This is a genomic window from Shimia sp. (assembly GCF_022448905.1).
In the GTDB taxonomy this organism is placed as follows: Bacteria; Pseudomonadota; Alphaproteobacteria; order Rhodobacterales; family Rhodobacteraceae; genus Shimia.
The window spans coordinates 78,804-102,607 of sequence record NZ_JAKVCW010000014.1 but is presented as its reverse complement, the minus strand read 5'-3'; the positions used below and the strand labels follow the sequence as shown (position 1 = coordinate 102,607).

Genomic DNA, 23,804 nt, shown 5'->3' with positions numbered 1-23,804 from the left:
GTTACGTCCGGACCTCAACCAATTGATCCACCGACACGGTGGTCAAGGCCGTCATCACGTCCGCCACAACCATGGCGGCAATCACCTCGGGGCGCTTGTCTGTGCTGCCGCCTGCCCCAATTGGGCAATGCAGCGCCGCCGCGCTCAGCCCATCACATTCGGATTGCGCAAAGCGCTCAAACTTCACCCGTTTGGTGGCAGAGCCAATCATGCCGACCCAGCGCGCGTCCTGGCGGGTCAATCCCTCAGCCGTCAGCAGAAAGTCCAGCGCATGATCGTGGGTCAGCACAATAAAGGCACTGCCCGCAGGCGCGCCGCGCACCTCGGCTTCGGGTAAAGCGGTCAGGCGTTTTTCGACGTTGGCCTGCGACAGCCCCAACTCTTCTGTGCGGCTATCCACCAGAAGACAACGCACCGGCAAATGCTGGAACAGACTGGCCAGCGCCCGGCCCACATGGCCCGCGCCAAAGACGTAGACATGAGGCAATGCGGCCTCTTGTGCCTCAACCTCTGCCACTAGATTGGCACGCGCCGCGCTGTCCATTTCGGTGAGCGTGATTTCCACACGCCCGCCACAGCACTGGCCGATCTCTGGCCCCAAAGGCACATCCATGAAGCCGGAGGACTGACTTAGTTTCAGCAACTTACGCGCCTCATCTAAAGCCATGTACTCGAGTTGCCCGCCGCCAATGGTGCCGACCATTGCCATTGGCGACACCACCATCACAGCGCCTTCTTCACGCGGAGAACTGCCACGCACGCGGGTGATCTCCACCCGCATGGCCCGCGCTTCGCGCTCCAGAAATGCTATGAGGTCGGCCGCTTTCATCCGCGCAGGCGCTCAACCGCCATCAGCACGCACTCCGGCGTCGCGGGCGCGTCGAGACGTGGGCATTCGGCGTAGTCCGCCACCGAGGCCACCGCCATGCCCAGTGCCTCAAAGACACAGATCGGCAGCATAAACGGCGGCTCGCCCACCGCTTTGGAGCGTTTGATGGTTAGCTCGCGGTTCTCAGACCAATCGGCCAGATTGACGTTGAACTCGCGCGGGATGTCGCCTGCCAGCGGGATCTTGTAGGTGCTTGGCGCATGGGTGCGCAGCTGGCCTTTGTCGTCCCACTTGAGCTCCTCGGTGGTGAGCCAGCCCATGCCTTGAATAAACGCGCCCTCAACCTGACCTTTGTCCAAAATCGGGTTCAGCGATTTGCCCACATCATGCAGCACATCGGCGCGATCCACGGTGTATTCGCCGGTCAGCGTGTCCACCGAGACCTCGGCCACCGCGGCCCCATAGGCGTAGTAGTAGAACGGACGCCCCTGTCCCTTTTCGCGGTCCCAGTGGATTTTTGGCGTCTTGTAGAACCCTGCGGCCCAGAGCTGCACCCGCGCCATATAGGCCTGCTTGATGAAGTCGCCAAAGGCAAAGACCTGATCGCCCACATGCACCTCATTCGGGGCAAACTTCACGAGCAGCGCATCAACGCCAAAGTGATCACAGGCCCAACGGATCAGGCGCTCCTTGATCTGCTCACAGGCATTCAGCGCCGCCATCCCGTTCAGATCGGTGCCGGAACTCGCCGCCGTGGCGGAGGTGTTGGGCACTTTTTCGGTGGTGGTCTTGGTGATCTTGATGGTGTCGAAATCCACCTGAAACGCCTCGGCCACAACCTGCGCGACCTTGGTGTTCAGCCCCTGCCCCATCTCGGTGCCACCGTGGTTCAGCATGATGGAGCCGTCGTTATAAATGTGCACCAGCGCCCCGGCCTGATTGTACCAGGTGGCGGTAAAACTGATCCCGAATTTCACCGGCGTGAGCGAGATGCCTTTGCGGATGATGCCACCTTTGGCGTTGTGCGCCAGCACCGCTTGGCGCCGTGCCTGATAATCCGAGCTTTGCTCCAGCTCTTCGACCAGGCGCGGCATAACGTTGTCTTCAACCGTCTGGTGATAGGGCGTCACGTTGCGGTCTGTATCGCCATAGAAATTCGCCTTGCGCACCTCCAATGGGTCTTTGCCCAGCTTGTAGGCAATCTCCTCCATCATGCGCTCTGCGGCGACCACACCCTGCGGGCCACCAAAGCCCCGGAAGGCGGTGTTAGAGACCGTGTTGGTCTTCATCGGGCGGCTTTGCAGTTTAACATGCGGATAGAAATAGGCGTTGTCCGCGTGGAACAGCGCGCGGTCGGTCACCGGCCCGGACAGATCCGAGGTCCAGCCACAGCGCGCGGCAAAAGTGTTGTCCACCGCCTGGATTTTGCCGTCCTCATCAAAGGCCACGTCGTAGTCCACAACAAAGTCATGCCGCTTGCCAGTGCTTTCCATGTCCTGATCGCGGTCCGGACGGATTTTCACCGCACGGTTCCACTTCTTCGCGGCCAAGGCTGCCACGGCGCAGAACTGGTTCATCTGGCTTTCTTTGCCGCCAAAGCCACCGCCCATGCGGCGTACATTGACCACCACGGCGTTGGATGGCACACCCAAAACATGGGCCACCATATGCTGCGCCTCGCTTGGGTGCTGGGTGGAGGAATGCACAATCACATCGTCGTCCTCGCCGGGCATGGCAAAGGCAATATGGCCTTCCAGATACATGTGATCCTGACCACCAATGCGCATCTGGCCCTGAATGCGGTGCGCGGCATCGGCTTGTCCTTCAGCCACATCCCCCCGTTTCAACGTCATCGGCGGAGTGACATGCGGGTAGCCTTTGGCCACCGCCTCATCGGCCTCAATCACATGCTCCAGTGGCGTGTAGTCGATCTTGGCCAGCTCCACGGCGCGGCGGGCAATGTCGCGGCTTTCCGCCACCACGGCAAACAACACCTGCCCCCAAAACTCGACCTTCTCGGTGGCAAAGAGCGGCTCATCATGTCGCCCCGTGGGGCTCACGTCGTTCACACCGGGCACATCTTCGGCGGTCAGCACCCCAACCACACCAGGCGCGGCGCGCACGGCAGAAAGGTCCATCGACTTAATTTCGGCGTGGGCCACTTTGGCGGTGCCAAAGTAGGCGTGCAGCGTGCCAATTGGCTCGGCGATGTCATCGCAATAATCTGCGCTGCCTGAGACATGTTTGATCGCACTGTCGTGGATCAGATCGGTGTGGGCGGAACCGCGAATGGAGACGGTCTGTTTCATAGGTATTCTCCTTACGCGCTGGCCAGACGGGCGGTGTCGCCGTTGGTTTCATGCCAGAAGCGGCGGAACAGGTTTTGCGCCACTTTCATGCGGTAATCCGAGGTCGCGCGCATGTCTGTCAGCGGCTGGAAGTCCTCCGGCAGCTTGGCGGCGGCGGCCACCAAAGTGGCTTCGCTCCACGGTTGGCCAACAAGCGCAGCTTCGACAGCGGCAGCGCGTTTTGGCGTGGCGGCCATACCGCCAAAGGCCAGCACAGCCGAGGCGATCATACCATTTTCGACCTGCACATTCATCCCCACGGCCACGGAAGAGATGTCCTCATCCCGGCGCTTGGATATCTTATAGGCCGCATGGTGGCCGGTGGAGACACGCGGAATGGTGATGCTTTCGACAAACTCACCGGCGGCGCGGTCTTGTTTGCCATAGGCAATAAAGAACTCTTCCAGCGGCAATACACGGCGGGTCGCGCCTTTGCGCAGCGTGATCGACGCACCCAAGGCGATCAGCACCGGTGGCGTGTCCCCAATGGGCGAGCCGTTGGCGATGTTGCCGCCCACGGTGCCCATGTTGCGGACCTGCCAACCGGCGATACGGTCCCAATAGTCACTCAGGTGGGGATAATGCTCCGCAATCACATCTTGCGCTTCGGTGTAGGTCACGCCCGCGCCCATGGTCACGGCATCTTCCGTGACGTCGATGGCCTTCAGCCCATCCAACTGACCAATGAAGACAGCCGGCGAAATCCGCTTGAGGAACTTGGTCACCCACAGCCCCACATCGGTTGAGCCTGCAATGATTGTGGCCTCTGGTTCAGCTTCCAGAACGGCGGCAAGGTCATCCACATCTGCTGGCAGAATGGCGCGACTGTCGCCTTTGGCAACTTCAACCCGCTTGCCATCACGCAGGGATTTAAGTGCGGCCACAACGCCATCGCGTTCGGTCGCGAGGTGTTCCGCAGAGGGCGTGCCATAGTTGGTCACTTCCTGCGCGGCGCGGATGATGGGCGCGTAGCCCGTACAGCGGCACAGGTTGCCTTGCAGTGCAGTTTCCACCTGTTTCACCGTGGGGTGTTCATGCTGCATCCACAGCGCATAGAGCGACATGACAATGCCCGGTGTGCAGAAGCCACATTGGCTGCCGTGGTGCTCCACCATCGCCTGTTGCACCGGCGACAGACGGCCATTTGGCCCGCCAAGGTACTCGATGGTGACCACGTGACAGCCGTCCAGTGACGCCAGAAAACGGATACAAGCGTTCACAGTCTCATAGACCAAGCCGCCATCTGTCAGCCGCCCAACCAAGACGGTGCAGGCCCCGCAATCGCCCTCGGCACAGCCCTCTTTGGAGCCGGTAAGCCGTTGATCAATGCGCAAAAAATCAAGGAGCGTGTCATCCGCTCCAACGTCTGAAAGCGCAATGTTGCGCCCGTTGAGTAAAAACCGAATTTCGCTGCGGTGCTGCATCCTGACCTCTTGCTGGGAGTCGGCACGGAAGTGGCCTTGATCCACTCTACCTGTGGCCTAGCCTTCAATGAAACGGGGGTTTTGGAAAATCTATTTCAACGATTTATTGAAAATCAAATTCCCAAACGCGCGCTATTGAGGCACAATCCCTAAAGGAGGCGCTCTCATGCCCTATCTGGAAAGCCTGCGAGTCTTTGTACGTGTGGTGGAACTTGGCTCCATCACCTCGGGCGGCCGCGACCTGCGCCTGACCCCGGCAGTGGCCTCCAACCGCGTGAAAGAACTGGAAAGCCGCCTCGGCGTACGCCTGTTCAACCGCACCACCCGCAACCTCTCCCCCACCGAAGTGGGCAAAGTGTTTTATGACCACGCCCGCAAGGTGATCGAGACCTTGGATGAGGCCGAGGCCGTGGTAGCCGGGTTCTCTGACAAACCACGCGGCACCATTCGTGTCACCGCGCCGCTTGGCGTGGGCCGTCGCATCGTTGCGCCGCTCATTCCGGCTTTTGCCGACAAATACCCCAATGTGGATGTGCAGCTGCGCCTGTCAGACCGCAAAGTGGACCTGTTTGAAGACGGGTTGGACGTGGCCTTTGTGTTGGGCGAGCTCAAAGACAGCAATCTCAAGCTGCGCAAAATTGCCGATTGTGACCGCGTGCTGGTGGCCGCGCCGGAGTACCTCGAAGCGCATGGCACGCCTCAAACGCCAGATGATCTATTGGGGGATCACAATTGCCTGCTGCTGCGGTTTCCGCGCAGTCCCGAGTATTTCTGGACCCTACAAACCGCAGATGGGCTGCGCAAGATCGAGGCCAAAGGCCGCTATGACGCGGATGACGGCGATGTGCTGACCCAATGGGCATTGGAGGGCGCCGGGATCGCCAACAAACCGCGTTTTGACGTGGCGCAGCATCTCAAAAGCGGGGCGTTGGTGGAAGTGCTCTCAGACACACCACCCCTGCCCGCGTCCTTTGGATGCCTCTATCCGCACCGCAAATTACAGGACCCAAAAATCCGCCTGTTTGTGGATTTTGTCGCAAGCGAAAGCAAGCAGCGCATCGCGCAACTTTGATCTTACGATTTCACAGGCTCAGTGATTGATCGCGAGCGAGCTGTTTTCCCGCAGCTTGGGCGCATACAGCGTATAGGTCGCGCGGCCATCATGTTTGGAGGCATACAGCGCCACATCGGCGTCATCCATCAGTTGCTCAGCAGAGGCATCGCCTTCACCATTATAGATCGCAATGCCGACACTGGCCGAGACCTTGCACAGGCTGTCTTTATAAGCGACCGGACGCTCCACCTCTTTGATGATACGGGTGCAGATCCGCCCAAGGATTTCCGGATCGATGGTGCCATTGATCACCAGCACAAATTCGTCGCCGCCGACCCGCGCCACCACATCGTCGCCGCGGCTGCTGTCCACCAGCACCTTGGCCACATGTTGCAACACGATGTCCCCGGCCGCGTGGCCCTTCGTGTCATTGACCTCTTTGAAAAAGTCTAGATCCACATGCAGCAAGCCAAAAGGCGTGCGATCTTCCACCATGCGCGGCAGGATATGGTCCAGCGCGCGACGGTTTTTCAGGCCGGTCAACGTGTCGGTATAGGCCTGTTCCTCGGCGGCAATCTTGGCGCCTTGCAGCCGCTGATTTAGCTTGCGGTGCGCTTCCATGGCGGCGGATTTTGCCTCCACCAGATAAAGCATCTCAATGGTCAGGTCTGTCGCCGCAAAATCCGACGCGTTCAGGGAGTATTCCTGCACCGCGTCCAGAATGGAGATGCCAAAGCTTAGGTTCACAATTGCGCCGCCGTCGCTGCAGGGCATCAACACGCCTTTGAGCCCGGTCTGCGGCTCCACCCGTTTTTTCAGGTGCAGCTTCTTCCCCGCCGCCGCCAAAAGCGTTTCCATCGAGGTGATGGAATGGGGTCGGTTCAGCTCAAACGCTTCCAGAAACCGGTTTCCGAGAATGGTTTGGTCGCCGTACAGCTTGGTCACAGTAGGACCCGCGTGGGTGATCTTGCCAAACTTGTCCAGGCGCACATGCATTGGACAGAGCACATCCAGCGTCGCCAAAACATCGCAATTGTCGACAATTTCGGTCATCCGGCCCGCGCTCCCAATTCAAACTCTCGCCCACTGGCAAAAGCTTGCTCCACCAGAGTGATGTCGATCACTTCGGCATCTGCCTGCGCGCCACGATGTTCCAAAAACACCAAAGCGCCATAGTCATCTGCCAACGTACGCAAAATGCCGATCATGACATAGCCAAAGCCCGGACGGTCGCCTTTTAGCGTCAAACTAAAGGTCTCAGTGGAATGCTGGCGCACTTCCATCGAGGGCAAGTCCAGATCATCCACAGCCAGTTTGGCACGATCCGGCAGTTCGTCCAGTGAATGCAGAAAATCGACGAAATCCACCCCGCCAAAGCGCAACAAACGGCGCAAGGCCTCCACATTGGGATGGGTCACAAGATAGGTGCCGAGGTCCTCAAGCACGGTTTCCTCAGGCACGCCAATCACATCCTTGGCCGCGGCAATCAGATTGTCGGTGATGTCGTCATCATAGTGCAGCATGGCCTCGAAATCCGTGACTTCGACACCCGCACGGCGAGTCACCTCAAGCCAGCGCGACAGCCCATAACTGTCGCGGACAAAGCACTGTATTGCCCTGTTGACCAACCCATGCATAACGTCACCTCATTCGTCGTGGTCCATAAGACCAGACTCACCTTAAGATTTTCCCAACAGCCTCAGAATTCCGGGAACAGTTCCACGTCCCCGATCCAGAGTGAGCGCCGGCTGCTGGGAGCAACCTCATAGCGCCCCTCCAATATAGAGCGAACTTCCGTCACCGTCACCACTTTGCCGCCAAAGGGCGCCAGTCTTTCACCTATGACGAGATCGCGACCGTCAACAAACACGCTAAATACGTCAAATTTGCGATTTTCAGCTGGGATAAACAGCACACCCTGCTGCGCGCCTTGCTCCGGAGCGAACTGATCCAGCAGCAAAACACAGCCCGGATCGGGGCTATTTACACAGCTTTTGGACCATTCCCGCAGCCGGTAGCTTGGCCAGTCCTCCAGCATCTCCTCAGTCACTGCCGCCGTTTGCGGCAATACGGTCAAATGTGCGTGGATTTCCGCCGCCTGGGTCTCGGACCGGCGGTCCGCCTGTCCGCGCTCAAACTGCCAGCGGCTGTCAGCCGACAACGCCTTGGTCACCTGCGCTTGAAGGGCCGCATCTGTCTGAGCCGCGCCGTCTTGCAGTTGGGCGATCCCCGCCCGCCCCGGCTTGCCCCAATCATGGGCCAGTTCATACAGTGCCATATCCGGCAGCGGCACATTTCCGCTTTCGATCCGCACCACCTGCGACTTGGAGGAGATCTGCTCCGCATTCAGTAGCGGGCTTTGCCAAGCGGCGGCGGTTAAGAGCACCACCACTGCCACCAGAATATTGGCCTGACGAATGCGCGCCATCCAGGGGCCGCGCAGCACCACCGCCACCGCATAGGTCAGCGCATACAGCGCCACAATTGCGGCTGTTGCAGCCGCTGCCAACCGTGCCGGTGTCCAGCCATATTGCGCCACCCGCAACGACAACGCGTAAATCGCCAGCCCGGCAATCACCGGCAATAACAGCGCCAGTGCCGCCGTGCACAGCCGCATCCACCGCGAGCGCACCGCATCCGCATCGCCGCGGTCCAGCGAAATGCTCACCAGGCAAATCATTGCTAAACCAACAAACAAGAGCACCGCTGTGCGGCTCAAAGAGCCAAACAAGGTGCTCGGATCTTGCGACAGCGCCGCCACCACAAAAATCAGCACCACGGCGAGCACCACCGGCACCAACAGCCGCAACAGGCGCAGTACCAGGAAAGGTGAGAGATATTCGCGCATCTCATGCACCACCGACAGGCCCAGTCCCAGCGCAAAGCCGGTCACCACAAAGGGTACGCCGTCGATGTCGAGGATGTCCTCGATGATGGTGAGGCCCACAATCTCCAAAAGCGCGTGGCTCATGAACAGCACCGCCCAGAACAGCCCGGCAAACAGCCAGCCCGCCGAGTAGCGCACCAGAATGCTCCAACTCACGTCAAACAGGTGGCCGTAGTCGCGCAAACTATGATGATCGCGCAGAAGCGCAGCGGCAAAGGGCGCGCCAATGGTGACAAAAACACCCCAGGCCATAATCGGGTGCCCGGCCTCGGCAAAAGCCTCCAGCGTGTCAAAGCGCCAGCCTGCCCAGGTCACCAAGAGCGCGGCCAACGCGGACAGCCACAGCGCCGGAAGCGCTGCGCGCACCACGCGGTACGGACCGCTCAGCCCCATCAAAACGGCAAAGAACCCAGCCACAAAAGAGGTCACAGCCAAATAGACATGCGGGTGGTCGATGACATCGGGGAGATGCTCCGCCAATGCCCAAATCGCCAGGCCTGCAACAGACCCGACAGCGGCCATTTCCGCGCGCCCTGTGACCGTGCGCCCGCCCTGAGTGTGCATGGTACCCCTCCTGCAACCCTGTGCGGCGTTTATAGCGACGAGCGTTTCAAAAACAATGATTTATAGCAAAGGTCGCATGTGACAATTCTGGCAGGCGCGCCCTGCGCAAATTGCATAAAAGCCTCAGAAATCTGTTGGCGCACCGCCTTCTTCTTTGCGTTTGGCGACAAACTCCACCAAGGCCGCGCGATGCTCCGGCGGCATCGGCGGGGCGTCAAACTCGGCCAGAATATCCTTGTAAAGGTGATGCGCCCGCTCTGCGGTCCACGTCCCGCCCGCTGCCTCAAATGCTTCATAATTGCGCCAGTCCGAAACAAACGGCTGATAGAAGGCAGTGGTATAACGTTCCTGCGTGTGATCGATGCCAAAGAAGTGCCCGTCTGTGCCGACCTCAGTGATGGCGTCAAAGGCAATCTCGTCCGGTCCCGTGGCGCAGATCTCCGGCTCCAAATAGCGTTGGATCATCTGTAACTCTTCGCAATCCATGACAAATTTCTCAGGACTGGCAATTAATCCGCCTTCGAGCCACCCCGCTGCGTGATACACCATGTTTGAGCCCGACTGCACCGCGCTCCACAGGCTATTGCTGGTCTCCCACATCGCCTGCCCGTCAGGCACATTGGCTGCACAGACACCGCTGGCCCGCATCGGCAGGCCGTAAAACCGCGCCATCTGACCGGTCATCTGGGTGGCGCGCATATATTCAGGCGTACCAAAGGCAGGCGCACCCGACTTCATGTCCACATTGCTGGTAAAAGTGCCAATCGCACAAGCCGCACCGGGGCGGATGTATTGTGCCAGGGCCACCGCACTTAACGCTTCGGCCAGCGACTGCGCCACCGCGCCCGCCATGGTCACAGGCGCCATCGCCCCTGCCAAGGTGAAGGGCGTGACCACGAGGCCTTGATTGCGCCGCGCCATGCGCATCCAACCATCCATCATCGGGTGGTCGTGTTTGAGCGGCGAGGTCGAGTTGATGTTGGTGAACATCCGTGGGCTGGCCTCAAACGCCTCATGGCTCAACCCGCCCGCCAGCCGCACCATCTCCATCGCGTCCTCAACCCGCTCCGCGCCCAAGGCATAGGCATGCACCACCTTGTCGGTGAGTGTCAGCGCGTCAAACAACACGTCCAGATGCCGGATCGAGGCGTGGATGTCCTGCGGCTCCACCGGATAACCTCCGGTGAAGTGGATACAGTTGAAATACTGCGTCAGCTTAAGCAGGTTGGCGCAGTGTTCTCGCGTACCGGGCACCTTGCGCCCCAGTTCCAGATCCCAATAGTTCGGCGGGCTGGAGACGTTGCCAAAGAGGATATGATTGTCCCCCATCACCAGCTGTCGCTCTGAATTGCGCGGGGTCATGTTCCAGCGCGCGGGCGCCCTTCGGACCATTTCCATCACAAAGGTCCGATCAAAGAAGACCTGATCCTCGACAACTTTACACCCGGCGCCTTTCAGGATGGTCCGCGCCTCATCATTGTAAAAAGCGATGCCAATTTCCTCGAGGATGCGCATCGCGCCCTCATGGATGGCCTGCGTGCCCTCTGCGGAGAGCGGTTCCGTTGGGCGATCCGTATTGACCGGCAAGCGCCAGGGCATCTGCTCGATCACGCCAGATTTCCTGCGCCGCGCCGCATTGCCCGCGCGCCCACCGCCGCGCCGCCCTTTGGGTTTGCTGTCTGTGTCCGACATCTTGGCCTCCCCTTCGCGTTGGGAAAAGCAAATGCCATCTCCGCGCCCAAGTCTGCGCGTTTGCGACAAAAGCTGTCGTTTTTGCCGTTTGGGATTGGCGAGGCACGATTAAACGCAAAACGGCGCGCCCAAAGGCACGCCGTTCACAAACCCAAGTTCTACTGACGCGTCAGGCCGCCATCCACGCCGGGATATGCCCGATATTGGGCAACACCACATCCGCATGCGGGGCCAGTTCTGCCTCCAGTGCCACACCGGTCAGCACGGCCACGGTCTGCATCCCCGCGCGGCGACCGGCGATCAGGTCGTGGGTGCTGTCCCCCACCATCGCCACCCGCGCCGGGGCCAGCTTGGTGTGTTCCGCAAAAGCCAGCAACGGGCCGGGTTCCGGCTTTGCGCCAAAGCCGCTGTCAAATCCGGCGATAAAGTCAAACCGGTCCATCACGCCCGCTTCTGTCAAATGCGCCTTGGCGCCGTATTCCGTGTCATTGGTCATCACGCCCAACTTCAGACCGACCTCACGAAACCCGTCCATCAACGGCGCAAGCGGCACGGCCGGAGCCAGTGGCGCCTCTGCGGCAGCCAACATCAGTTCTTCGTCAATGGCGTCCACATCAGACCCCGGCAACGCGCTTGCCACCGCCTCTGCCGCCTCGCGGTTGGTGCCCGCAATCACAAAGCTCTCTGGCAAAAACGCCTTGGCCGTCAGATCAAACATCAAAGCCTCGGCAATCCGTTGCGACACCGCGGCGTCGCCTTGGGCAAAGCGGTCAATCATGCTCGCCGCCCAGCCGTTCCAAGTCGCCCCGAAATCAAACAGGGTGCCATCTTTGTCAAACAGAAGTCCGTCTACGCGCATGTTTGATCTGCCTTGCCTCACTGTGGTCCTGCCGCAGACCCTGCCCTGCCGCCAACCTCAGTGCAAGCGGATCTGCGCCATTAACCCAATCTTAGGCTCAGGTCCAATGGGTTCGGGCGGTCCCAAGCAGGGTCGTAGCCGCCATCATCGGCACTTCATAGGCGAGTGCATTGCTGTCACAGAATTCAACCACCCAAGCATCATCCATGGTGATAAACTCAAGCACAGAGCCCAGAAAATCAGGCTCCGCCGCCCGTGCGCGCAGGTCCTCTACTGACGCACCGGTTGAGCCCAAAAATACAGAGCACACTTCCTCGTTGTTGACCAACCAGGCCAGGGCCTTCAAGGCGGTGGTCTCGGCGACCTCCTGAGAAACACTCATTTTTTCTCACTTTCGAAAGGGTTTGTTAACCATTCATACCACATTATGAACGTGTCCCTTCTTTCCACAGTTTCAGGTTTCTCTATGGCAGCTCGTGTCTTGATCGTCGACAGCATTTCGGCGAACCGTATCTTGTTGAAAGTCAAACTGGCCAATGCATTCGCTCAGGTTGAGCAGGCTGCCAGTGCCGGGGAGGCGTTAGACCTCCTCGAAAACGAAGCCGCGCCCGACCTTCTGGTGCTGGGGGGCGACCTTGTGGACATGAATGCAATTGACCTTTGTTCGGTCATCAAGAAGCGCCCGCAACTGGCCAATCTGCCGGTCTTGCTGGTGCACACCGACGGCCACCGCGCCGATCTGATTGATGCGCTGCGTGTGGGGGCCGATGACTCCTTTGACATGTCAGTCAGCACCGACGCGCTGCTGGCCCGCATCCGCTCAATCGTACGCGCCCGCAACAGCTTTGAGGAACTGCGCCTGCGCGAAAGCACCGGACATATTCCCGGACTCGCCGAAACGCCCGCCGCGTTTGACTCCCCCGCGTCCGTGCTGATCGCTGCCCGCAATGAAACCGAAGGCGCGCGCTGGCAGGCGCAGCTGTCCAAGCTTGCCCCCTTTGCCCTGCGCCACCAGATGGAAGCCGACATCATGCGCAACATGGGGCAGTTCACTGCGCCGGATGCCATTGTCATTTCCCTCGCCGTGGCGGCTCCGGAAGAAGCCCTGCGCCTGCTCGCGGAAATCCGCGCCCGCGCCGCCACGCGCCAGGCCGCTGTGTTGGTTGTGCTGGATGAAAACGACGACACCGCGCGGATCAATGCGCTGGACCTTGGGGCCAATGACGTGATTGCCGACGGTTTCCATGCCGAAGAGGCAGTGCTGCGGCTCGATAAGATGATTGCCCGTAAGCGCCTGACCGATCGCCTGCGCCAGAAAGTCGAGGACGGTCTGACCGCCTCGGTCACCGACCCGCTGACCGGCCTGTTCAACCGCCGTTACGCGATGCCGCATCTGGACAACATGGCGCAACGCGCCACCGGGCACAGCGACCAGACCGGCGATTTTGCCGTGATGCTGGCCGATCTCGACCACTTCAAAGAGGTGAATGACAAATATGGCCACGCTGCTGGCGACATCGTGCTGGCCGAGATTGCCCGCCGTATGCGCGCCAACATCAAATCCGCTGATCTGATTGCCCGAATGGGCGGCGAGGAATTCCTTGTGGTGGTGCAGACCGACAACCGCGAAAGCGCGGCCAAAGTGGCCCAACGCCTCTGCGATGTGGTGCGAGCGGAACCGGTTTATCTGCGCGGCCGCGACATCCAGATCCCTGTGACCGTCAGCATCGGCGTCGCCATGGGCAGCGACATGCTGGCAGCCAGGAAAGCCAAATTTGGCGGCGGCGAAGACAGCCTGGCCAGCGCCCTGATCGATCAAGCGGATCAGGCGCTTTACGGCGCCAAGGCGGACGGGCGCGACAAGGTGCTGCTGTCGTTCGCTGCGGCTTAAATCAAGCGCCGTTGGGGGCGCTGCCCCCGCCCCATCCTGTGATGGGGCTCCCCCGGGATATTTATCGACAGATGAAGATCAGGGCTGTTTGGAGGAGCGTGGCTTGCCATCCTTAGACGGATGTTTCTTATTTTTGTGCCCTTTCTCCAGCACTTCTTGAAGCCTGTCGGCATAGGCCGCACGCTCCGCATCACTCATCGACAGGATTTTCTGCAGAAGCACCTCACGAGCCACTTTTCGACGATTTTCGCTTGCCTGATCCAACGTCGTGACCAAGTCGCGCAGCGCCGCCTCGTCAAACGGGCTGGTGCGTAAAACCGCGAGCGCCTCTTTGTAATGTTGATGGTCTGCCCGATGATCCACGTCACCTTTACGGTAGGCGTCCCGGATGGCGCGGCCGACTTCGCGCTTGTCATCAAAGGTCAGCGCCTTGATGTGGGGCGAGCCGTATCGGTCTGACACCGGGGGTTTTGATCCATGTCCGCGGATGCTGATCGCCGCGCCGCCAACAACGCCGATGATCAACAGGTTCAAGGCCAGCGATCCGATAAGGAGCGCACGGGTCAAGCGGCGGGGTTTAGGGGTGGGCAATTCGCTTTTTGGCTCAGTCATGCTCACTCCTCCGCTGTAAAATCAAAGGCATAGGTATCATCCAGATCAGAGAGATAGCTTTGAGCGGTCTCTCCATAAATATCAAGGCCCAGGGTATTCTGCATAAAAGTAGTGCCAGACGCGACGCCGATCCAGACACCGGCCACCCCAGCCATAGCCACGCCACTGAGCGCGGGCCAGCCGCCGACGGCCGCCACCAACGCTGCCCAAAGGCTTGGTCGCAACGGTGGTGCAGACGGGACAGGTTCCGCAACCTGGAGCCCCTCGGCCTCACTCAGCACCCGTGCCGGAAGGTCAGGCGACGGGGTGGCGCGGCTGTCATTTCGGGCCGCTGCAAACAGATCGTCCAGCATATCGTCGTCAAACTTCTCAGCCATCGGTATACCCCAGTGCCTCGCGCTGGCTAGCCAAAGCCTGTGCCAACGCCCGTTTACCCCGCGCCGTGAGGCTTTCCACCGCCTCGACGCTGATCTCCATGATCTCCGCAATCTCGGGATTGCTTTGACCCTCTATGTGCCGCAGCACCACTGCCTGCCGTTGCCGGTCCGGCAATGTTGCCAACGCGTTTTGCAAAGCATCCGCACGGGCACGGTCCTGCATTTCTTGGGCCGCCGATTTGGCCCCGTCTTCCGGTTCTGGAATGGCATCTAGCGCCACCCCTTTTGTCTTACGCAACCGGTCGGTGCACAGATTGGCGGTCACGCGATACAGCCAGGTTGTCACCTTGGCCTCACCCTGCCGCCAGTCAGGCGCCTGCTTGAACAGCCGGATCATTGCCTCTTGTGCCACATCTTCGGCCTCTGCCCGATCCCCCAACATGCGGAAGGCATGCGCAAAGGCGCGCGGCGTCAACCGCAGCGTCAAAACCCGCGCCGCCGAACCGTCACCGTTGGCATATAGCACCAACAAGGCGTCGTCCGGCGTGTCCTCCTGTTGATCGTAAGGCATCGTCATAGTCTCGATGGCTAGCCTCTCATGGGCGGTTGTGCAATCAGTCTCAGTTGGGCGGCCCGAAGGCCGCCCTCCCGTGAGCGGGATCAGTTGTCCTGCGTATCGCCACGCTTTTTAAAGCCACGCGCTTCTTTGGCAGCATCCCATTCTTCCTGAGAAATCGTGCCGTCGCCATTGGTGTCGAGCTTCTTGAACATCTCCGCCTTACGCTCAGAGCGCTTGGTCTTGCGCTCTGCCTGCGCGGTTTCGAACTCGGCTTTGGAAATCTTGCCGTCGCCGTCCGTGTCCAGCTTCTCGATCATCTTAGCCAAGCGATCTGTTTTGGGTTTCATCTCATCCACGCTCAACTGCCCGTCGCCATTGGCATCCATCCGGCTGATCATGCGATCCAGCTTTTTCACCATTCGCTCGTTGCCTTGGGATTCGGCATGTGCGGTCAGCTCTTCTTTGGTGATCACCCCGTCGCCGTTGGCATCGATGCCGGCAAAACGCTCTGCAGCCTTCGCCTGCAGATCTTCAGCGGTGATAAAGCCATCGCCATTGGTGTCGAGTTGCTCAAAGCTTGGCATCTGCCCGCGCATGTGGCGCATCTTGCCGCCTTCTTTGGCGGAAGCGGACACGGCGGTCACACCCAGGGCTGCAATCACTACGGCGCTGATCATCATTGTGCTCTTCATGGTGGTCTCCTTTTGGGCCTGTCTCATGGTTGTCTGCGTCGGCTCATTGCCTGTTCAGTGATGGTAAAACGCGGCGCCTCAGAGTTTCCGTCGCACATTCTCAATCTTTTTTTGGCAAGACTGTTTTGAGGGGGCTTTTGCGACATCGCGACGCAAGTCAGATTGCCCCCTTTCATGTTTGCGCAAACCGACACATCTTGGCCACGCGAGCACCGAGGGGAAACGTGATGAGTGAAACCAATATGTCTGATGCGGTCATTGCCGAAGAGGACCGCCCAATGAAGCAAGCCTTGTATCGAGGCTGGCGTCGTAAATGCCCAAATTGTGGGACAGGCCCGATGCTTAAGGGCTATCTGAAAGTCCGCGACCATTGCCCGGTCTGCAAAGAGGACCTGAGCCACCACCGCGCCGATGACGGCCCGGCTTATCTGACGATTCTTGTGGTCGGCCACCTGCTGGCCCCGCTGTTGCACGTGGCCTTTGTGCACTGGCGGCCTGACCCGTTCATTCTTTTCACCGTTTTTTCGGTTGGCTGCGTCGGGCTCTCACTCTACCTTCTGCCGAGATTGAAGGGGTGTGTGGTCGCTTTCCAATGGGCGCGCCGGATGCACGGGTTCAAATAGAGCCCGGCCACCCCATCCTGTGAGGGGAGCACAGCATGACCAACGCCACCACAGTGGACAAAACCGCGATCCGCAACGCCGCCACGGTGATTGTGCTCAGAGATCGTGACACCAATCCACAAATCCTGATGGGCCAGCGCGGCGCCAAGGCGGCGTTCATGCCCAACAAGGTGGTGTTCCCCGGCGGGGCGGTGGACCTTGAGGATGCCGACATCCCGCTGGCCGCGCCGATCTCCGACTTTTGCAGCCAGCGTCTGCTGGAAGACCGGCGCGAAGACACAAGCGAAAGCATCGTGCACGCGCTGGCCGTCGCCGCTATTCGCGAACTCTGGGAAGAGACCGGCCTGATCCTTGGCACCCAAGGCAACTGGTCGATCACGCCCCCTGCGGATTGGGAAACCTACGCGGCCACCGGCCACGTGCCCACCGCAGAGGCCCTGCAATTTGTCTTCCGCGCCATCACCCCTCCGGGCCGCCCGCGCCGCTTTGACGCGCGCTTCTTCCTGTTGGATGCAGACGAAATCACCAGCGATCTGGATGACTTCTCCGCCGCCTGCGAAGAGCTCTCCCATCTGCAGTGGATTCCGCTCAAAGAAGCCCGCAGCTTTGATTTGCCCTTCATCACCGAGGTGGTGCTGGCCGAGATCGAAGCCCGCGTGACCGACCGAACTCCACCCGAGGCGGTGCCGTTCTTCCGCAATGATGATGAAGAGAGCCTGTTTTTGCGCCTCAAAGGCCGCTTGCCGGATCTGAACGGGCGAGACGATTAAGCCAAAAGCACCAGCGTCAAGATCGACACCGCCAAAAGCGCCATGCCGAGGTATTCGCGGCGGCTGATGGTCTCTTTGAAGATCAACACTGTGCCGAGGATGCCAAACACCAGTTCGATCTGCCCCACCGCTTTCACATAAGCCGCATTTTGTAGCGTGAAGGCAGTGAACCAGCAAAACGTCCCTGCCATGCTGGTCAGCCCAATGAACCCCGCGCTGCGCCAAGCCGACAACACCCGCCCCACTTCCCCCGGTTCGCGCAGCGTGAGCCAAAGCCACATGCTGACCATCTGCATCAGCGTCACGGCCGCCAAGGTTACCAGCGCGCGCAACAATGGCGCATCCGTAACCACCTCAAGCGACGCGCCGCGATAACACACGGCTGAGACCCCAAACAGCGCCCCCGCCACCAAGCCCAGCGCCGCCGAAGGCGTCAAAACCCGCCGCCAGCCGGTCGCCTCGGCTTCAATCGGCCCGGACAAAACCAAAACCCCACCAACGCCAATGGTGATCGCAATCAGCCCCACGCCGGAAATGGTTTCCGAGAACAGCACCAAGCCAATCAACGCCGTGAAAAACACTTCGCTTTTGATGAAGGCCATGCCGACAGCAAAGTTGCGCCGCCCAAACAGCATCACCGTGCAGACCGTCGCCGTGATCTGCGCCGCACCGCCTACAGCGCCAAACAACCAGAAACTTGGCGTGACATCCGGCAAGGTTACACGGCCCGTGGCCACCAGCGTCGCCAGGACTGCCGCAGCAATGGGCGCGGAATAGACAAACCGCGCAAAGGTCGCGCCCGCGGCGGACAAAGACACCTGCGCCAGATGTTTTTGCAACATGAAGCGCACAGTTTGAAAAGCGGCGGCGGCGACGGAGGCGATGATCCAGAGTTCCATGGCCGCCTTGATGCCCAGCTAAGCCATGGAAGTCACGAGAAAGATTGTACCCTTACACGCGCCGCTGTCAGCCATCCCGTTTCCAAAGCGGATGCGCCACCGGGTCCTTGCGCCGCCAGAAAAACCGCCGAAACACCTCGCCATAAGAGGCAAAATAATAGCCGTCGTTGCGCGACAGGTAGCGCTCCCGATTGCTGCGAAACAGCTCCGGCAGGCGATACCACGGCATCTTGGGGTGCATGTGATGCACCACATGTAGATTGTTGTTCAGGAAAATCCACGCCAGCGGCCCACGATCCTCAATGATCACCGTCCGCCCCCGCGCCCGCTCATGTGCCTGATGTTCCAGAAAGGTGCGGATTTTGAGGATCGACAGCGCCGCATACGCACAAATCAGATAGGCCCAGCCAGGGACTGCACCAAAAGTCCTCATCCACCAAACAACCACCAAAACCGCAGGCACATGCCACAGCCAGCCTGCCAAAACTCGGCGATCTCCGCCCAAGATCGCCTGCCAATCGCTCACCATAAAACAGACCTGCCCCACCAGCGGCCCCACCAACAACCGTCCCACCAGCGTGTTGTTGAACAAGAGCACAGCCTGCCGCCATTTTGACAAGGCCTGCCAGTCCTCGGCGTAAAGGTAATTGCTCTCCGGATCGTCATAAGGATCAGTCAAACGGCTGTCCAAATGGTGATCCAGATGGGTGTCTTTGAACCGCAGATACGGCACAAACAAACCAATCGCCGGAAACACCAGCGCTGCATTCAACACTTTGTTTTGAAACGGATGTCCATGCAGCACCTCATGACTTAACGAGCTGTGCAATGCCAGCGCGACAATCGTCAGCGCCATGCCCAAAGGCAGCCAAAGCTGCGCCGCCCAAACTGTGCCCAAAGCATAAAGCCCGTAACACCCTGCCACCAAAACCAGCGTGGGCCACTCCACTTTGGGCAAGCGCTGCTCAGCCATGCTGTCGCCCCCAGCGCACACGGGACCAGATCCGCTCGTAAATCACATACATGCTGAACCCCAATCCGGTGTTGATCAGCGCCATCTTTCCCCCAAGAGCCGCTGATCCGGTGGCCAAAATTCCCACCACGGACATCGATATGATGCCAATCACATTCCAAATCACCGCTTTCACGATGGAGCGTTTTTGCGTGTCCATTGCGCCGTCCCGTGCGTCTGTCTTCACAGATGTGTTACCGGCAAAAAAGGCGTTGCAGAATTCTGTATCTGATTAACAAAACTCGACAGCTGTGATATTTATCACCTTATGATTGAAACTATCGACAAACGTCTGCGCGCAGATCAGTTCCGCAAGCGCCTGGCCACCGCCATGCGCAACAAAGACACCACCCAAGCTGGCCTGGCTCGCAGCATCGGCGTGGACCGCTCCACCATCAGCCAATTGCTGAAGGACCAGGGCGCGCGTCTGCCGAATGCACAAGTCGTGGGTGAATGCGCCGCTGCGCTTGGGGTTTCTGCGGATTGGCTGCTCTCGCTTACCGACAGGCCTGAAAACACCGCCGATATTCTTGCAAACGCTCTGACGGTCACAGAGGCTCCCCGTGCGCTGGTGGATGAACAGATTTTTGCTTGGCACCAAGAAGCTGTCGGCTACAAGATCCGTCACGTACCTGCCGGTCTGCCGGACATGTTAAAAACCAACGACATGTTGGATTGGGAATATGCCCCACATTTGGGCCGCACCACGGAACAGGCGATCAACGCGTCGCGCGACCGGCTGAACTGGATGCGCCAATCGCAATCGGACTACGAAATCGCCCTGCCGATGCACGAGCTGGCCGCCTTTGCCCGCGGCGAAGGCTATTACGCGGGCCTGCCCGAAGACCTACGCGCGCAGCAGCTTGACCACTTTGCCGATCTCAGCAGCCAACTCTATCCGCGCCTGCGCCTCTACCTGTTTGACGCGCGTCGGCTGTACTCCAGCCCCATCACCGTCTTTGGTCCCCTGTTGGCCGTGCTCTATCTGGGCCGCAATTACCTCGCCTTCCGAGACCGCGAACGTGTCACCAGCTTCACCGAGCACTTTGACGACCTGATCCGCCAAGCAGATGTCACCGCCCGCCAAATCCCGGACCATGTCGCCGCCCTCAAATCTGCCCTGTAAACTCATGCGGTAGTCCAGCCAGCAAACGCGTCCCCGCCCCGCTTCTTCTTACCAAAAATATCCTGGGGGAGTCGCAGCGCCGCTGTGACGGGGGCAAAGCCCCCTCTCGCCCTCTGGCTACCCGCGCCTAAACCTTCGGGTCCGGGTTCACCGTAAACCCATCCACGGCGATCACCTGCCCGCTCACCAGCCGCGCCTTGTCGCTGCACAAAAACACCGCCATCTCGGCCACATCCCGCCCCTCCACAAAGGAGCCCAGCGCCGTGCCAGAGGCATAGCCCTCATACACCGCATCCCGCGTCATGCCTTTGGCTTCTGCTTCGCGCGCCAACACCCCTTCCATACGCGGCCCTTCCACCGCGCCGGGACAAATCACATTGGCCCGCACGCCAAACGCCCCCAACTCCATGGCCAGCGTTTTGGTTAGGCCGATGACGGCCCATTTCGCCGCCGCGTAAGGCGCACGATAAGGATAGCCATATTGCCCCGCCGTGGAAGACGTCACCACAATCGCGCCCTGCCCTGCCGTCTTCATCATCGGCGCGGCATATTTGGCCGCCAGAAACGCCCCTTCCAAATTGACCGCCACGCAGGCCTGCCAATCTTGCAGGTTTATGTCTTCCACCGCCGCCGTTGGTCCGGCAATACCGGCATTTGCGCAAAGCGCATCCAGCCCGCCCCAGGCCTCATCAATCTCGGAAAACAGCGCAGCAACAGCACCTTCGTCGGTCACATTCACCTGCGTGCTGCGCCACCGTTTTGGCACCTCTGCCAAAGCCGCCGCATCCACATCCGCAACCCAGACCTGCCAGCCTTCGCGGTCAAACACCTCCGCCATAGCCCGCCCTACACCAGACGCACCCGCGGTGATCAGAACCCGCCCCGTCATCGGGGTTGCCCAACGTAGCGCCCGAGCCCTTCCGGCGCGGGCAAATCGGCCTGCGCCTCGCTGATCATCTTCAGGTTGGCGGCAATTTCCGGACTAAACGGCGCAGGCCGTCGTGTCTCAAGGCTCACGTGGATCAGGATATGCTCCGCTGTCGCTAGCAGTTTCTCGCCCGCATACATCTCATGCCAAAGGTGCATCTTCTTGCCCTCTGCCATCAGCACACGCGTCCGCACGTCAATCACGCTGCCCAGATGGGTCTCGTCGATGTGCCGGATATGCGTCTCCGCCGTGAAGAAGCTGCCCCCCGTCGCGATATACTCCTGATCACACCCAATGATCTCCATCAGCCGGTCACTCGCATCGGCAAAGGCCTGCAAATAGCGGCTTTCGGTCATATGCCCGTTGTAGTCCAACCAATCCACCGGCACCGCACGGCGCACAGTCACGATGGGTTGCGTCGGGTTGGCTATGTCGCTGGCCCTTCGCACCATACCAGCCGCCGCTGAGAGCTTGACGTCGTGCTGGTTGAGCACTGCACCCGATGCAAAATCCTGCGCTTTCAGCGCGCGCATCATGGCAACAAGGTTGTTGTCCCGTATCCGCTCCATTTCCCGGATTGTCAAATGGCCGGACTGTGCGTCACTTTGGCCAGCGATCAGATCCACCAACTCGTCGGTGAACTCCGGCACATCCATCAATTTGGTCCAGGGCCATTCTAGTGCCGGGCCAAACTGCGCCATGAAGTGTTTCATACCCGCCTCACCACCGGCCACACGATAGGTGTCAAACAACCCCATCTGCGCCCAGCGGATGCCAAAGCCCATACGAATAGCCTCATCAATCTCTTCTGTGGTGGCAATGCCGTCTTTCACCAGCCAAAGCGCCTCACGCCACACCGCCTCAAGGAAGCGATCTGCAATATGGGCATCAATTTCCTTGCGCACATGCAATGGGAACATGCCCAGACCCTTGAGCGTCTCCTTGGCGCGTTCGATCAAGTCAGGCGCGTTTTTCTCGGTTGGCACCAGTTCCACCAGCGGCATCAGGTAGACCGGGTTAAACGGATGTGTGACCACAATCTGCTCTGGGCGCGTCGCACAGCCCTGCAATTCACTGGGTTTAAACCCGCTGGTCGAGCTGCCCAAAATCGCCTCGGTGTCACAATGCTCCTGCAGCGTCTGATAAACCTTCCGCTTGAGTTCTAACCGCTCTGGCACGCTCTCCTGAATCCAAGACGCGCCTGCAACCGCCTCAGACATGGTCTCATGAAAGCTCAGCGCGCCTTCCGGCGGCAAAGCCGTATCGCTCAACCCCGGCAAAGACACCCGCGCGTTGGCAATCACCTCGCCAATTTTGCGCTCTGCTTCCGGGTCCGGGTCAAAGACTTGTACATCCCAGCCATTGAGCAAAAACCGCGCGGCCCAGCCGCCGCCAATCACCCCACCGCCAATAATCGCTGCCGTTTTTGTCATGTCATCTCCTGCTTTTTGACCGCCTCAAAAAAGACCCACTAGAAAAAGCACCATGCCGGCACAAAATGCCGCCGAAACTGTTTGACGTTCCGAAAACCGCTTTCGCGCCGCAATTGTTGCCAAACTTACAAGCGCCAGAAGGATCGCAGCCGCTATCCCAATTGAGGCAGAAACAGTCAGCGGATTGTCCGAAGTGGCCGGTTCATGCCCTCCGGCTGCGATCAGGCCGAGCGAAATCGCCATAATAAGCGCTGACCACAAAATGCCCTTCCACCAAACAGCATCGTACTGAAGATAACTCGTCAAGGCAGCCATCACGCCAACCAATACCGCCAAAGTCAAAACTGCAAACATGAAGACCCTCTTTGGAAATGCAAACAACTCAAAGTAGCTAGACCCACATCTCAGATCCACTTCAAGCGCATTTTCAACCCCAATCGGTTTGCTCTTCAGACATGCCTCTGGCGCTGCCTGTCCGTGTCTCCACTTAATTAGCAGGAAACGGGTCGCCGCATGCCCACGCCACGTCATAGCGTCCCCTCAAAAGGAGCGCTTACATGACCATCCAGTTTCACCCATTGCCCGCCGATCACGTGGACGCCATCCGCAACAGCCGCACCGACGCCTACGGCAACACTGTGGAGGTCGCGATCAGCGACGGCGACGGCATCCCTTGCCGATCCTGCCTGAAGGTCACGCCCAAAGGCAGGCCCTTCCTGATCCTCGCACATCGCCCGTTTGAAGGCCAAAACGCCTACACCGAGACCGGCCCGATTTTTTTGTGCGAAGATTGTGCTGGCACCGCGCCGTCCAGCACCCTGCCCGACATCCTGACAGCGCCAACCTATATTGTACGCGGCTACTCTGCGGACGAGCGTATTGTCTATGGAACGGGCCAAGTGACCCTGACCGCGAACATTGCGCGTTACGCCGAAAACCTGCTCGCCCGTGACGACATCGCCTTTGTTGATGTGCGCAGCGCGTCCAACAACTGTTTTTTGTGTCGGGTGAAACCTGACTAGCCTAGCCCTGACCAAGCCGGTTTCGCTTTGCGAAACTGGCAGCGCCCGACCCTCCCGTTTTGCCGGAGGCAAACCTTCGGTTTGACGGGAGGGCGCTTCCAGCACCCACCTAGGGTCGCGCGCTGCCTTAAAGGTTAAAATGCCTGCGCCCAAATTCACGCGAACATGCGCACCTCCGCAAAACAGTCGCGATACAGACACCT

25 protein-coding genes are annotated in these 23,804 nt (G+C 59.6%); 6 read left to right on the top strand and 19 right to left on the bottom strand.

The window, feature by feature from the left end; translation table 11 throughout:
* Position 1 precedes the first annotated feature (1 nt).
* From xdhC to xdhA, 3 genes are read right to left on the bottom strand one after another with little or no spacing between them, the layout of a single operon-like run.
* Positions 2-829 carry a xanthine dehydrogenase accessory protein XdhC gene (xdhC, locus tag MK208_RS16550; RefSeq protein WP_294118469.1) on the bottom strand — a complete coding sequence of 276 codons (828 nt, stop codon included), beginning with the start codon at positions 827-829 and terminating at the stop codon, positions 2-4.
* Positions 826-3,138, bottom strand: coding sequence for a xanthine dehydrogenase molybdopterin binding subunit (gene xdhB, locus MK208_RS16545; RefSeq protein WP_294118468.1), 2,313 nt, complete (start codon positions 3,136-3,138; stop codon positions 826-828). The genes xdhC and xdhB overlap by 4 nt, the downstream gene beginning before the upstream one ends.
* An 11-nt stretch (positions 3,139-3,149) precedes the next feature.
* Positions 3,150-4,601 (bottom strand): xanthine dehydrogenase small subunit, encoded by a 1,452-nt coding sequence (gene xdhA / locus MK208_RS16540; RefSeq protein WP_294118467.1) that lies wholly within the window; start codon positions 4,599-4,601, stop codon positions 3,150-3,152.
* A gap of 166 nt (positions 4,602-4,767) precedes the next feature.
* Between xdhA and MK208_RS16535 the strand changes: the two genes are divergently transcribed.
* Positions 4,768-5,673: a LysR family transcriptional regulator gene (locus MK208_RS16535; protein ID WP_294118466.1), complete on the top strand. Its 906-nt coding sequence runs from the start codon at positions 4,768-4,770 to the stop codon at positions 5,671-5,673.
* 18 nt (positions 5,674-5,691) lie between these two features.
* On the opposite strand, the gene MK208_RS16530 is transcribed toward MK208_RS16535, so the two are convergent.
* The 6 genes from MK208_RS16530 to MK208_RS16505 form a co-directional block, all read right to left on the bottom strand.
* Positions 5,692-6,708 (bottom strand): diguanylate cyclase, encoded by a 1,017-nt coding sequence (locus MK208_RS16530; protein WP_294118465.1) that lies wholly within the window; start codon positions 6,706-6,708, stop codon positions 5,692-5,694.
* Positions 6,705-7,292, bottom strand: coding sequence for a heme NO-binding domain-containing protein (locus MK208_RS16525; RefSeq protein ID WP_294118464.1), 588 nt, complete (start codon positions 7,290-7,292; stop codon positions 6,705-6,707). Before MK208_RS16525 ends, MK208_RS16530 begins: the two co-directional genes overlap by 4 nt.
* Positions 7,293-7,354: 62 nt before the next feature.
* A complete protein-coding gene (locus tag MK208_RS16520; protein ID WP_294118463.1) occupies positions 7,355-9,106 on the bottom strand; it encodes a DUF4153 domain-containing protein in 1,752 nt (583 codons plus the stop codon).
* A 123-nt stretch (positions 9,107-9,229) separates the two neighbouring features.
* Entirely contained in the window at positions 9,230-10,798 is a 1,569-nt protein-coding gene (locus tag MK208_RS16515) for a trimethylamine methyltransferase family protein (protein ID WP_294118462.1), read from the bottom strand.
* Positions 10,799-10,967: 169 nt separating this feature from the next.
* A complete protein-coding gene (locus tag MK208_RS16510) occupies positions 10,968-11,657 on the bottom strand; it encodes an HAD family hydrolase (protein ID WP_294118461.1) in 690 nt (229 codons plus the stop codon).
* 97 nt (positions 11,658-11,754) lie between these two features.
* Positions 11,755-12,039: a DUF3572 domain-containing protein gene (locus MK208_RS16505; protein WP_294118460.1), complete on the bottom strand. Its 285-nt coding sequence runs from the start codon at positions 12,037-12,039 to the stop codon at positions 11,755-11,757.
* 84 nt (positions 12,040-12,123) lie between these two features.
* Between MK208_RS16505 and MK208_RS16500 the strand changes: the two genes are divergently transcribed.
* Entirely contained in the window at positions 12,124-13,548 is a 1,425-nt protein-coding gene (locus tag MK208_RS16500; protein WP_294118459.1) for a diguanylate cyclase, read from the top strand.
* Between the two features lie 78 nt (positions 13,549-13,626).
* Here MK208_RS16500 and MK208_RS16495 read toward each other — a convergent pair whose 3' ends face one another.
* The 4 genes from MK208_RS16495 to MK208_RS16480 all read right to left on the bottom strand — a co-directional run bounded on the left by MK208_RS16495 (position 13,627) and on the right by MK208_RS16480 (position 15,788).
* Positions 13,627-14,160, bottom strand: coding sequence for a periplasmic heavy metal sensor (locus tag MK208_RS16495; protein WP_294118458.1), 534 nt, complete (start codon positions 14,158-14,160; stop codon positions 13,627-13,629).
* Between the two features lie 2 nt (positions 14,161-14,162).
* Positions 14,163-14,537 carry a hypothetical protein gene (locus MK208_RS16490; RefSeq protein WP_294118456.1) on the bottom strand — a complete coding sequence of 125 codons (375 nt, stop codon included), beginning with the start codon at positions 14,535-14,537 and terminating at the stop codon, positions 14,163-14,165.
* A complete protein-coding gene (locus tag MK208_RS16485; protein WP_294118455.1) occupies positions 14,530-15,114 on the bottom strand; it encodes an RNA polymerase sigma factor in 585 nt (194 codons plus the stop codon). Before MK208_RS16485 ends, MK208_RS16490 begins: the two co-directional genes overlap by 8 nt.
* A gap of 83 nt (positions 15,115-15,197) precedes the next feature.
* A complete protein-coding gene (locus MK208_RS16480; RefSeq protein WP_294118454.1) occupies positions 15,198-15,788 on the bottom strand; it encodes an EF-hand domain-containing protein in 591 nt (196 codons plus the stop codon).
* Positions 15,789-16,015: 227 nt separating this feature from the next.
* On the opposite strand from MK208_RS16480, the gene MK208_RS16475 reads away from it, so the two are divergent.
* Positions 16,016-16,411, top strand: coding sequence for a DUF983 domain-containing protein (locus tag MK208_RS16475; RefSeq protein ID WP_294118452.1), 396 nt, complete (start codon positions 16,016-16,018; stop codon positions 16,409-16,411).
* A 35-nt stretch (positions 16,412-16,446) separates the two neighbouring features.
* The gene (locus MK208_RS16470) at positions 16,447-17,181 is read left to right on the top strand and encodes an NUDIX domain-containing protein (protein ID WP_294118451.1); all 735 of its coding nucleotides are present in this window, start codon (positions 16,447-16,449) and stop codon (positions 17,179-17,181) included.
* Here the strand turns inward: MK208_RS16470 and MK208_RS16465 are convergent.
* From MK208_RS16465 to MK208_RS16455, 3 genes are all read right to left on the bottom strand, one after another.
* Entirely contained in the window at positions 17,178-18,080 is a 903-nt protein-coding gene (locus MK208_RS16465; protein ID WP_294118450.1) for a DMT family transporter, read from the bottom strand. The genes MK208_RS16470 and MK208_RS16465 overlap by 4 nt on opposite strands.
* Before the next feature lie 67 nt (positions 18,081-18,147).
* The gene (locus MK208_RS16460) at positions 18,148-19,053 is read right to left on the bottom strand and encodes a fatty acid desaturase (protein ID WP_294118448.1); all 906 of its coding nucleotides are present in this window, start codon (positions 19,051-19,053) and stop codon (positions 18,148-18,150) included.
* Positions 19,046-19,252, bottom strand: a complete 207-nt coding sequence (locus tag MK208_RS16455; RefSeq protein WP_294118511.1) for a DUF2061 domain-containing protein — start codon at positions 19,250-19,252, stop codon at positions 19,046-19,048. Before MK208_RS16455 ends, MK208_RS16460 begins: the two co-directional genes overlap by 8 nt.
* Positions 19,253-19,360: 108 nt before the next feature.
* On the opposite strand from MK208_RS16455, the gene MK208_RS16450 reads away from it, so the two are divergent.
* Positions 19,361-20,218, top strand: a complete 858-nt coding sequence (locus tag MK208_RS16450) for a helix-turn-helix transcriptional regulator (protein WP_294118447.1) — start codon at positions 19,361-19,363, stop codon at positions 20,216-20,218.
* 127 nt (positions 20,219-20,345) lie between these two features.
* Here MK208_RS16450 and MK208_RS16445 read toward each other — a convergent pair whose 3' ends face one another.
* From MK208_RS16445 to MK208_RS16435, 3 genes are read right to left on the bottom strand one after another with little or no spacing between them, the layout of a single operon-like run.
* Positions 20,346-21,107 carry an SDR family oxidoreductase gene (locus tag MK208_RS16445; RefSeq protein WP_294118446.1) on the bottom strand — a complete coding sequence of 254 codons (762 nt, stop codon included), beginning with the start codon at positions 21,105-21,107 and terminating at the stop codon, positions 20,346-20,348.
* Positions 21,104-22,579 (bottom strand): carnitine 3-dehydrogenase, encoded by a 1,476-nt coding sequence (locus MK208_RS16440; protein WP_294118445.1) that lies wholly within the window; start codon positions 22,577-22,579, stop codon positions 21,104-21,106. The genes MK208_RS16445 and MK208_RS16440 overlap by 4 nt, the downstream gene beginning before the upstream one ends.
* Before the next feature lie 24 nt (positions 22,580-22,603).
* A complete protein-coding gene (locus MK208_RS16435) occupies positions 22,604-22,933 on the bottom strand; it encodes a hypothetical protein (RefSeq protein WP_294118443.1) in 330 nt (109 codons plus the stop codon).
* Positions 22,934-23,136: 203 nt separating this feature from the next.
* On the opposite strand from MK208_RS16435, the gene MK208_RS16430 reads away from it, so the two are divergent.
* Complete coding sequence (locus MK208_RS16430; RefSeq protein WP_294118442.1) at positions 23,137-23,601, top strand: DUF1203 domain-containing protein; 465 nt, start codon at positions 23,137-23,139, stop codon at positions 23,599-23,601.
* Positions 23,602-23,804: the final 203 nt, after the last annotated feature.

Coding starts and splice junctions, on each gene's coding strand:
- xdhC (WP_294118469.1), bottom strand. CDS start 829: ATGAAAGCGGCCGACCTCATAGCATTTCTGGAGCGCGAAGCGCGGGCC.
- xdhB (WP_294118468.1), bottom strand. CDS start 3,138: ATGAAACAGACCGTCTCCATTCGCGGTTCCGCCCACACCGATCTGATC.
- xdhA (WP_294118467.1), bottom strand. CDS start 4,601: ATGCAGCACCGCAGCGAAATTCGGTTTTTACTCAACGGGCGCAACATT.
- MK208_RS16535 (WP_294118466.1), top strand. CDS start 4,768: ATGCCCTATCTGGAAAGCCTGCGAGTCTTTGTACGTGTGGTGGAACTT.
- MK208_RS16530 (WP_294118465.1), bottom strand. CDS start 6,708: ATGACCGAAATTGTCGACAATTGCGATGTTTTGGCGACGCTGGATGTG.
- MK208_RS16525 (WP_294118464.1), bottom strand. CDS start 7,292: ATGCATGGGTTGGTCAACAGGGCAATACAGTGCTTTGTCCGCGACAGT.
- MK208_RS16520 (WP_294118463.1), bottom strand. CDS start 9,106: ATGCACACTCAGGGCGGGCGCACGGTCACAGGGCGCGCGGAAATGGCC.
- MK208_RS16515 (WP_294118462.1), bottom strand. CDS start 10,798: ATGTCGGACACAGACAGCAAACCCAAAGGGCGGCGCGGCGGTGGGCGC.
- MK208_RS16510 (WP_294118461.1), bottom strand. CDS start 11,657: ATGCGCGTAGACGGACTTCTGTTTGACAAAGATGGCACCCTGTTTGAT.
- MK208_RS16505 (WP_294118460.1), bottom strand. CDS start 12,039: ATGAGTGTTTCTCAGGAGGTCGCCGAGACCACCGCCTTGAAGGCCCTG.
- MK208_RS16500 (WP_294118459.1), top strand. CDS start 12,124: ATGGCAGCTCGTGTCTTGATCGTCGACAGCATTTCGGCGAACCGTATC.
- MK208_RS16495 (WP_294118458.1), bottom strand. CDS start 14,160: ATGACTGAGCCAAAAAGCGAATTGCCCACCCCTAAACCCCGCCGCTTG.
- MK208_RS16490 (WP_294118456.1), bottom strand. CDS start 14,537: ATGGCTGAGAAGTTTGACGACGATATGCTGGACGATCTGTTTGCAGCG.
- MK208_RS16485 (WP_294118455.1), bottom strand. CDS start 15,114: ATGACGATGCCTTACGATCAACAGGAGGACACGCCGGACGACGCCTTG.
- MK208_RS16480 (WP_294118454.1), bottom strand. CDS start 15,788: ATGAAGAGCACAATGATGATCAGCGCCGTAGTGATTGCAGCCCTGGGT.
- MK208_RS16475 (WP_294118452.1), top strand. CDS start 16,016: ATGAGTGAAACCAATATGTCTGATGCGGTCATTGCCGAAGAGGACCGC.
- MK208_RS16470 (WP_294118451.1), top strand. CDS start 16,447: ATGACCAACGCCACCACAGTGGACAAAACCGCGATCCGCAACGCCGCC.
- MK208_RS16465 (WP_294118450.1), bottom strand. CDS start 18,080: ATGGAACTCTGGATCATCGCCTCCGTCGCCGCCGCCGCTTTTCAAACT.
- MK208_RS16460 (WP_294118448.1), bottom strand. CDS start 19,053: ATGGCTGAGCAGCGCTTGCCCAAAGTGGAGTGGCCCACGCTGGTTTTG.
- MK208_RS16455 (WP_294118511.1), bottom strand. CDS start 19,252: ATGGACACGCAAAAACGCTCCATCGTGAAAGCGGTGATTTGGAATGTG.
- MK208_RS16450 (WP_294118447.1), top strand. CDS start 19,361: ATGATTGAAACTATCGACAAACGTCTGCGCGCAGATCAGTTCCGCAAG.
- MK208_RS16445 (WP_294118446.1), bottom strand. CDS start 21,107: ATGACGGGGCGGGTTCTGATCACCGCGGGTGCGTCTGGTGTAGGGCGG.
- MK208_RS16440 (WP_294118445.1), bottom strand. CDS start 22,579: ATGACAAAAACGGCAGCGATTATTGGCGGTGGGGTGATTGGCGGCGGC.
- MK208_RS16435 (WP_294118443.1), bottom strand. CDS start 22,933: ATGTTTGCAGTTTTGACTTTGGCGGTATTGGTTGGCGTGATGGCTGCC.
- MK208_RS16430 (WP_294118442.1), top strand. CDS start 23,137: ATGACCATCCAGTTTCACCCATTGCCCGCCGATCACGTGGACGCCATC.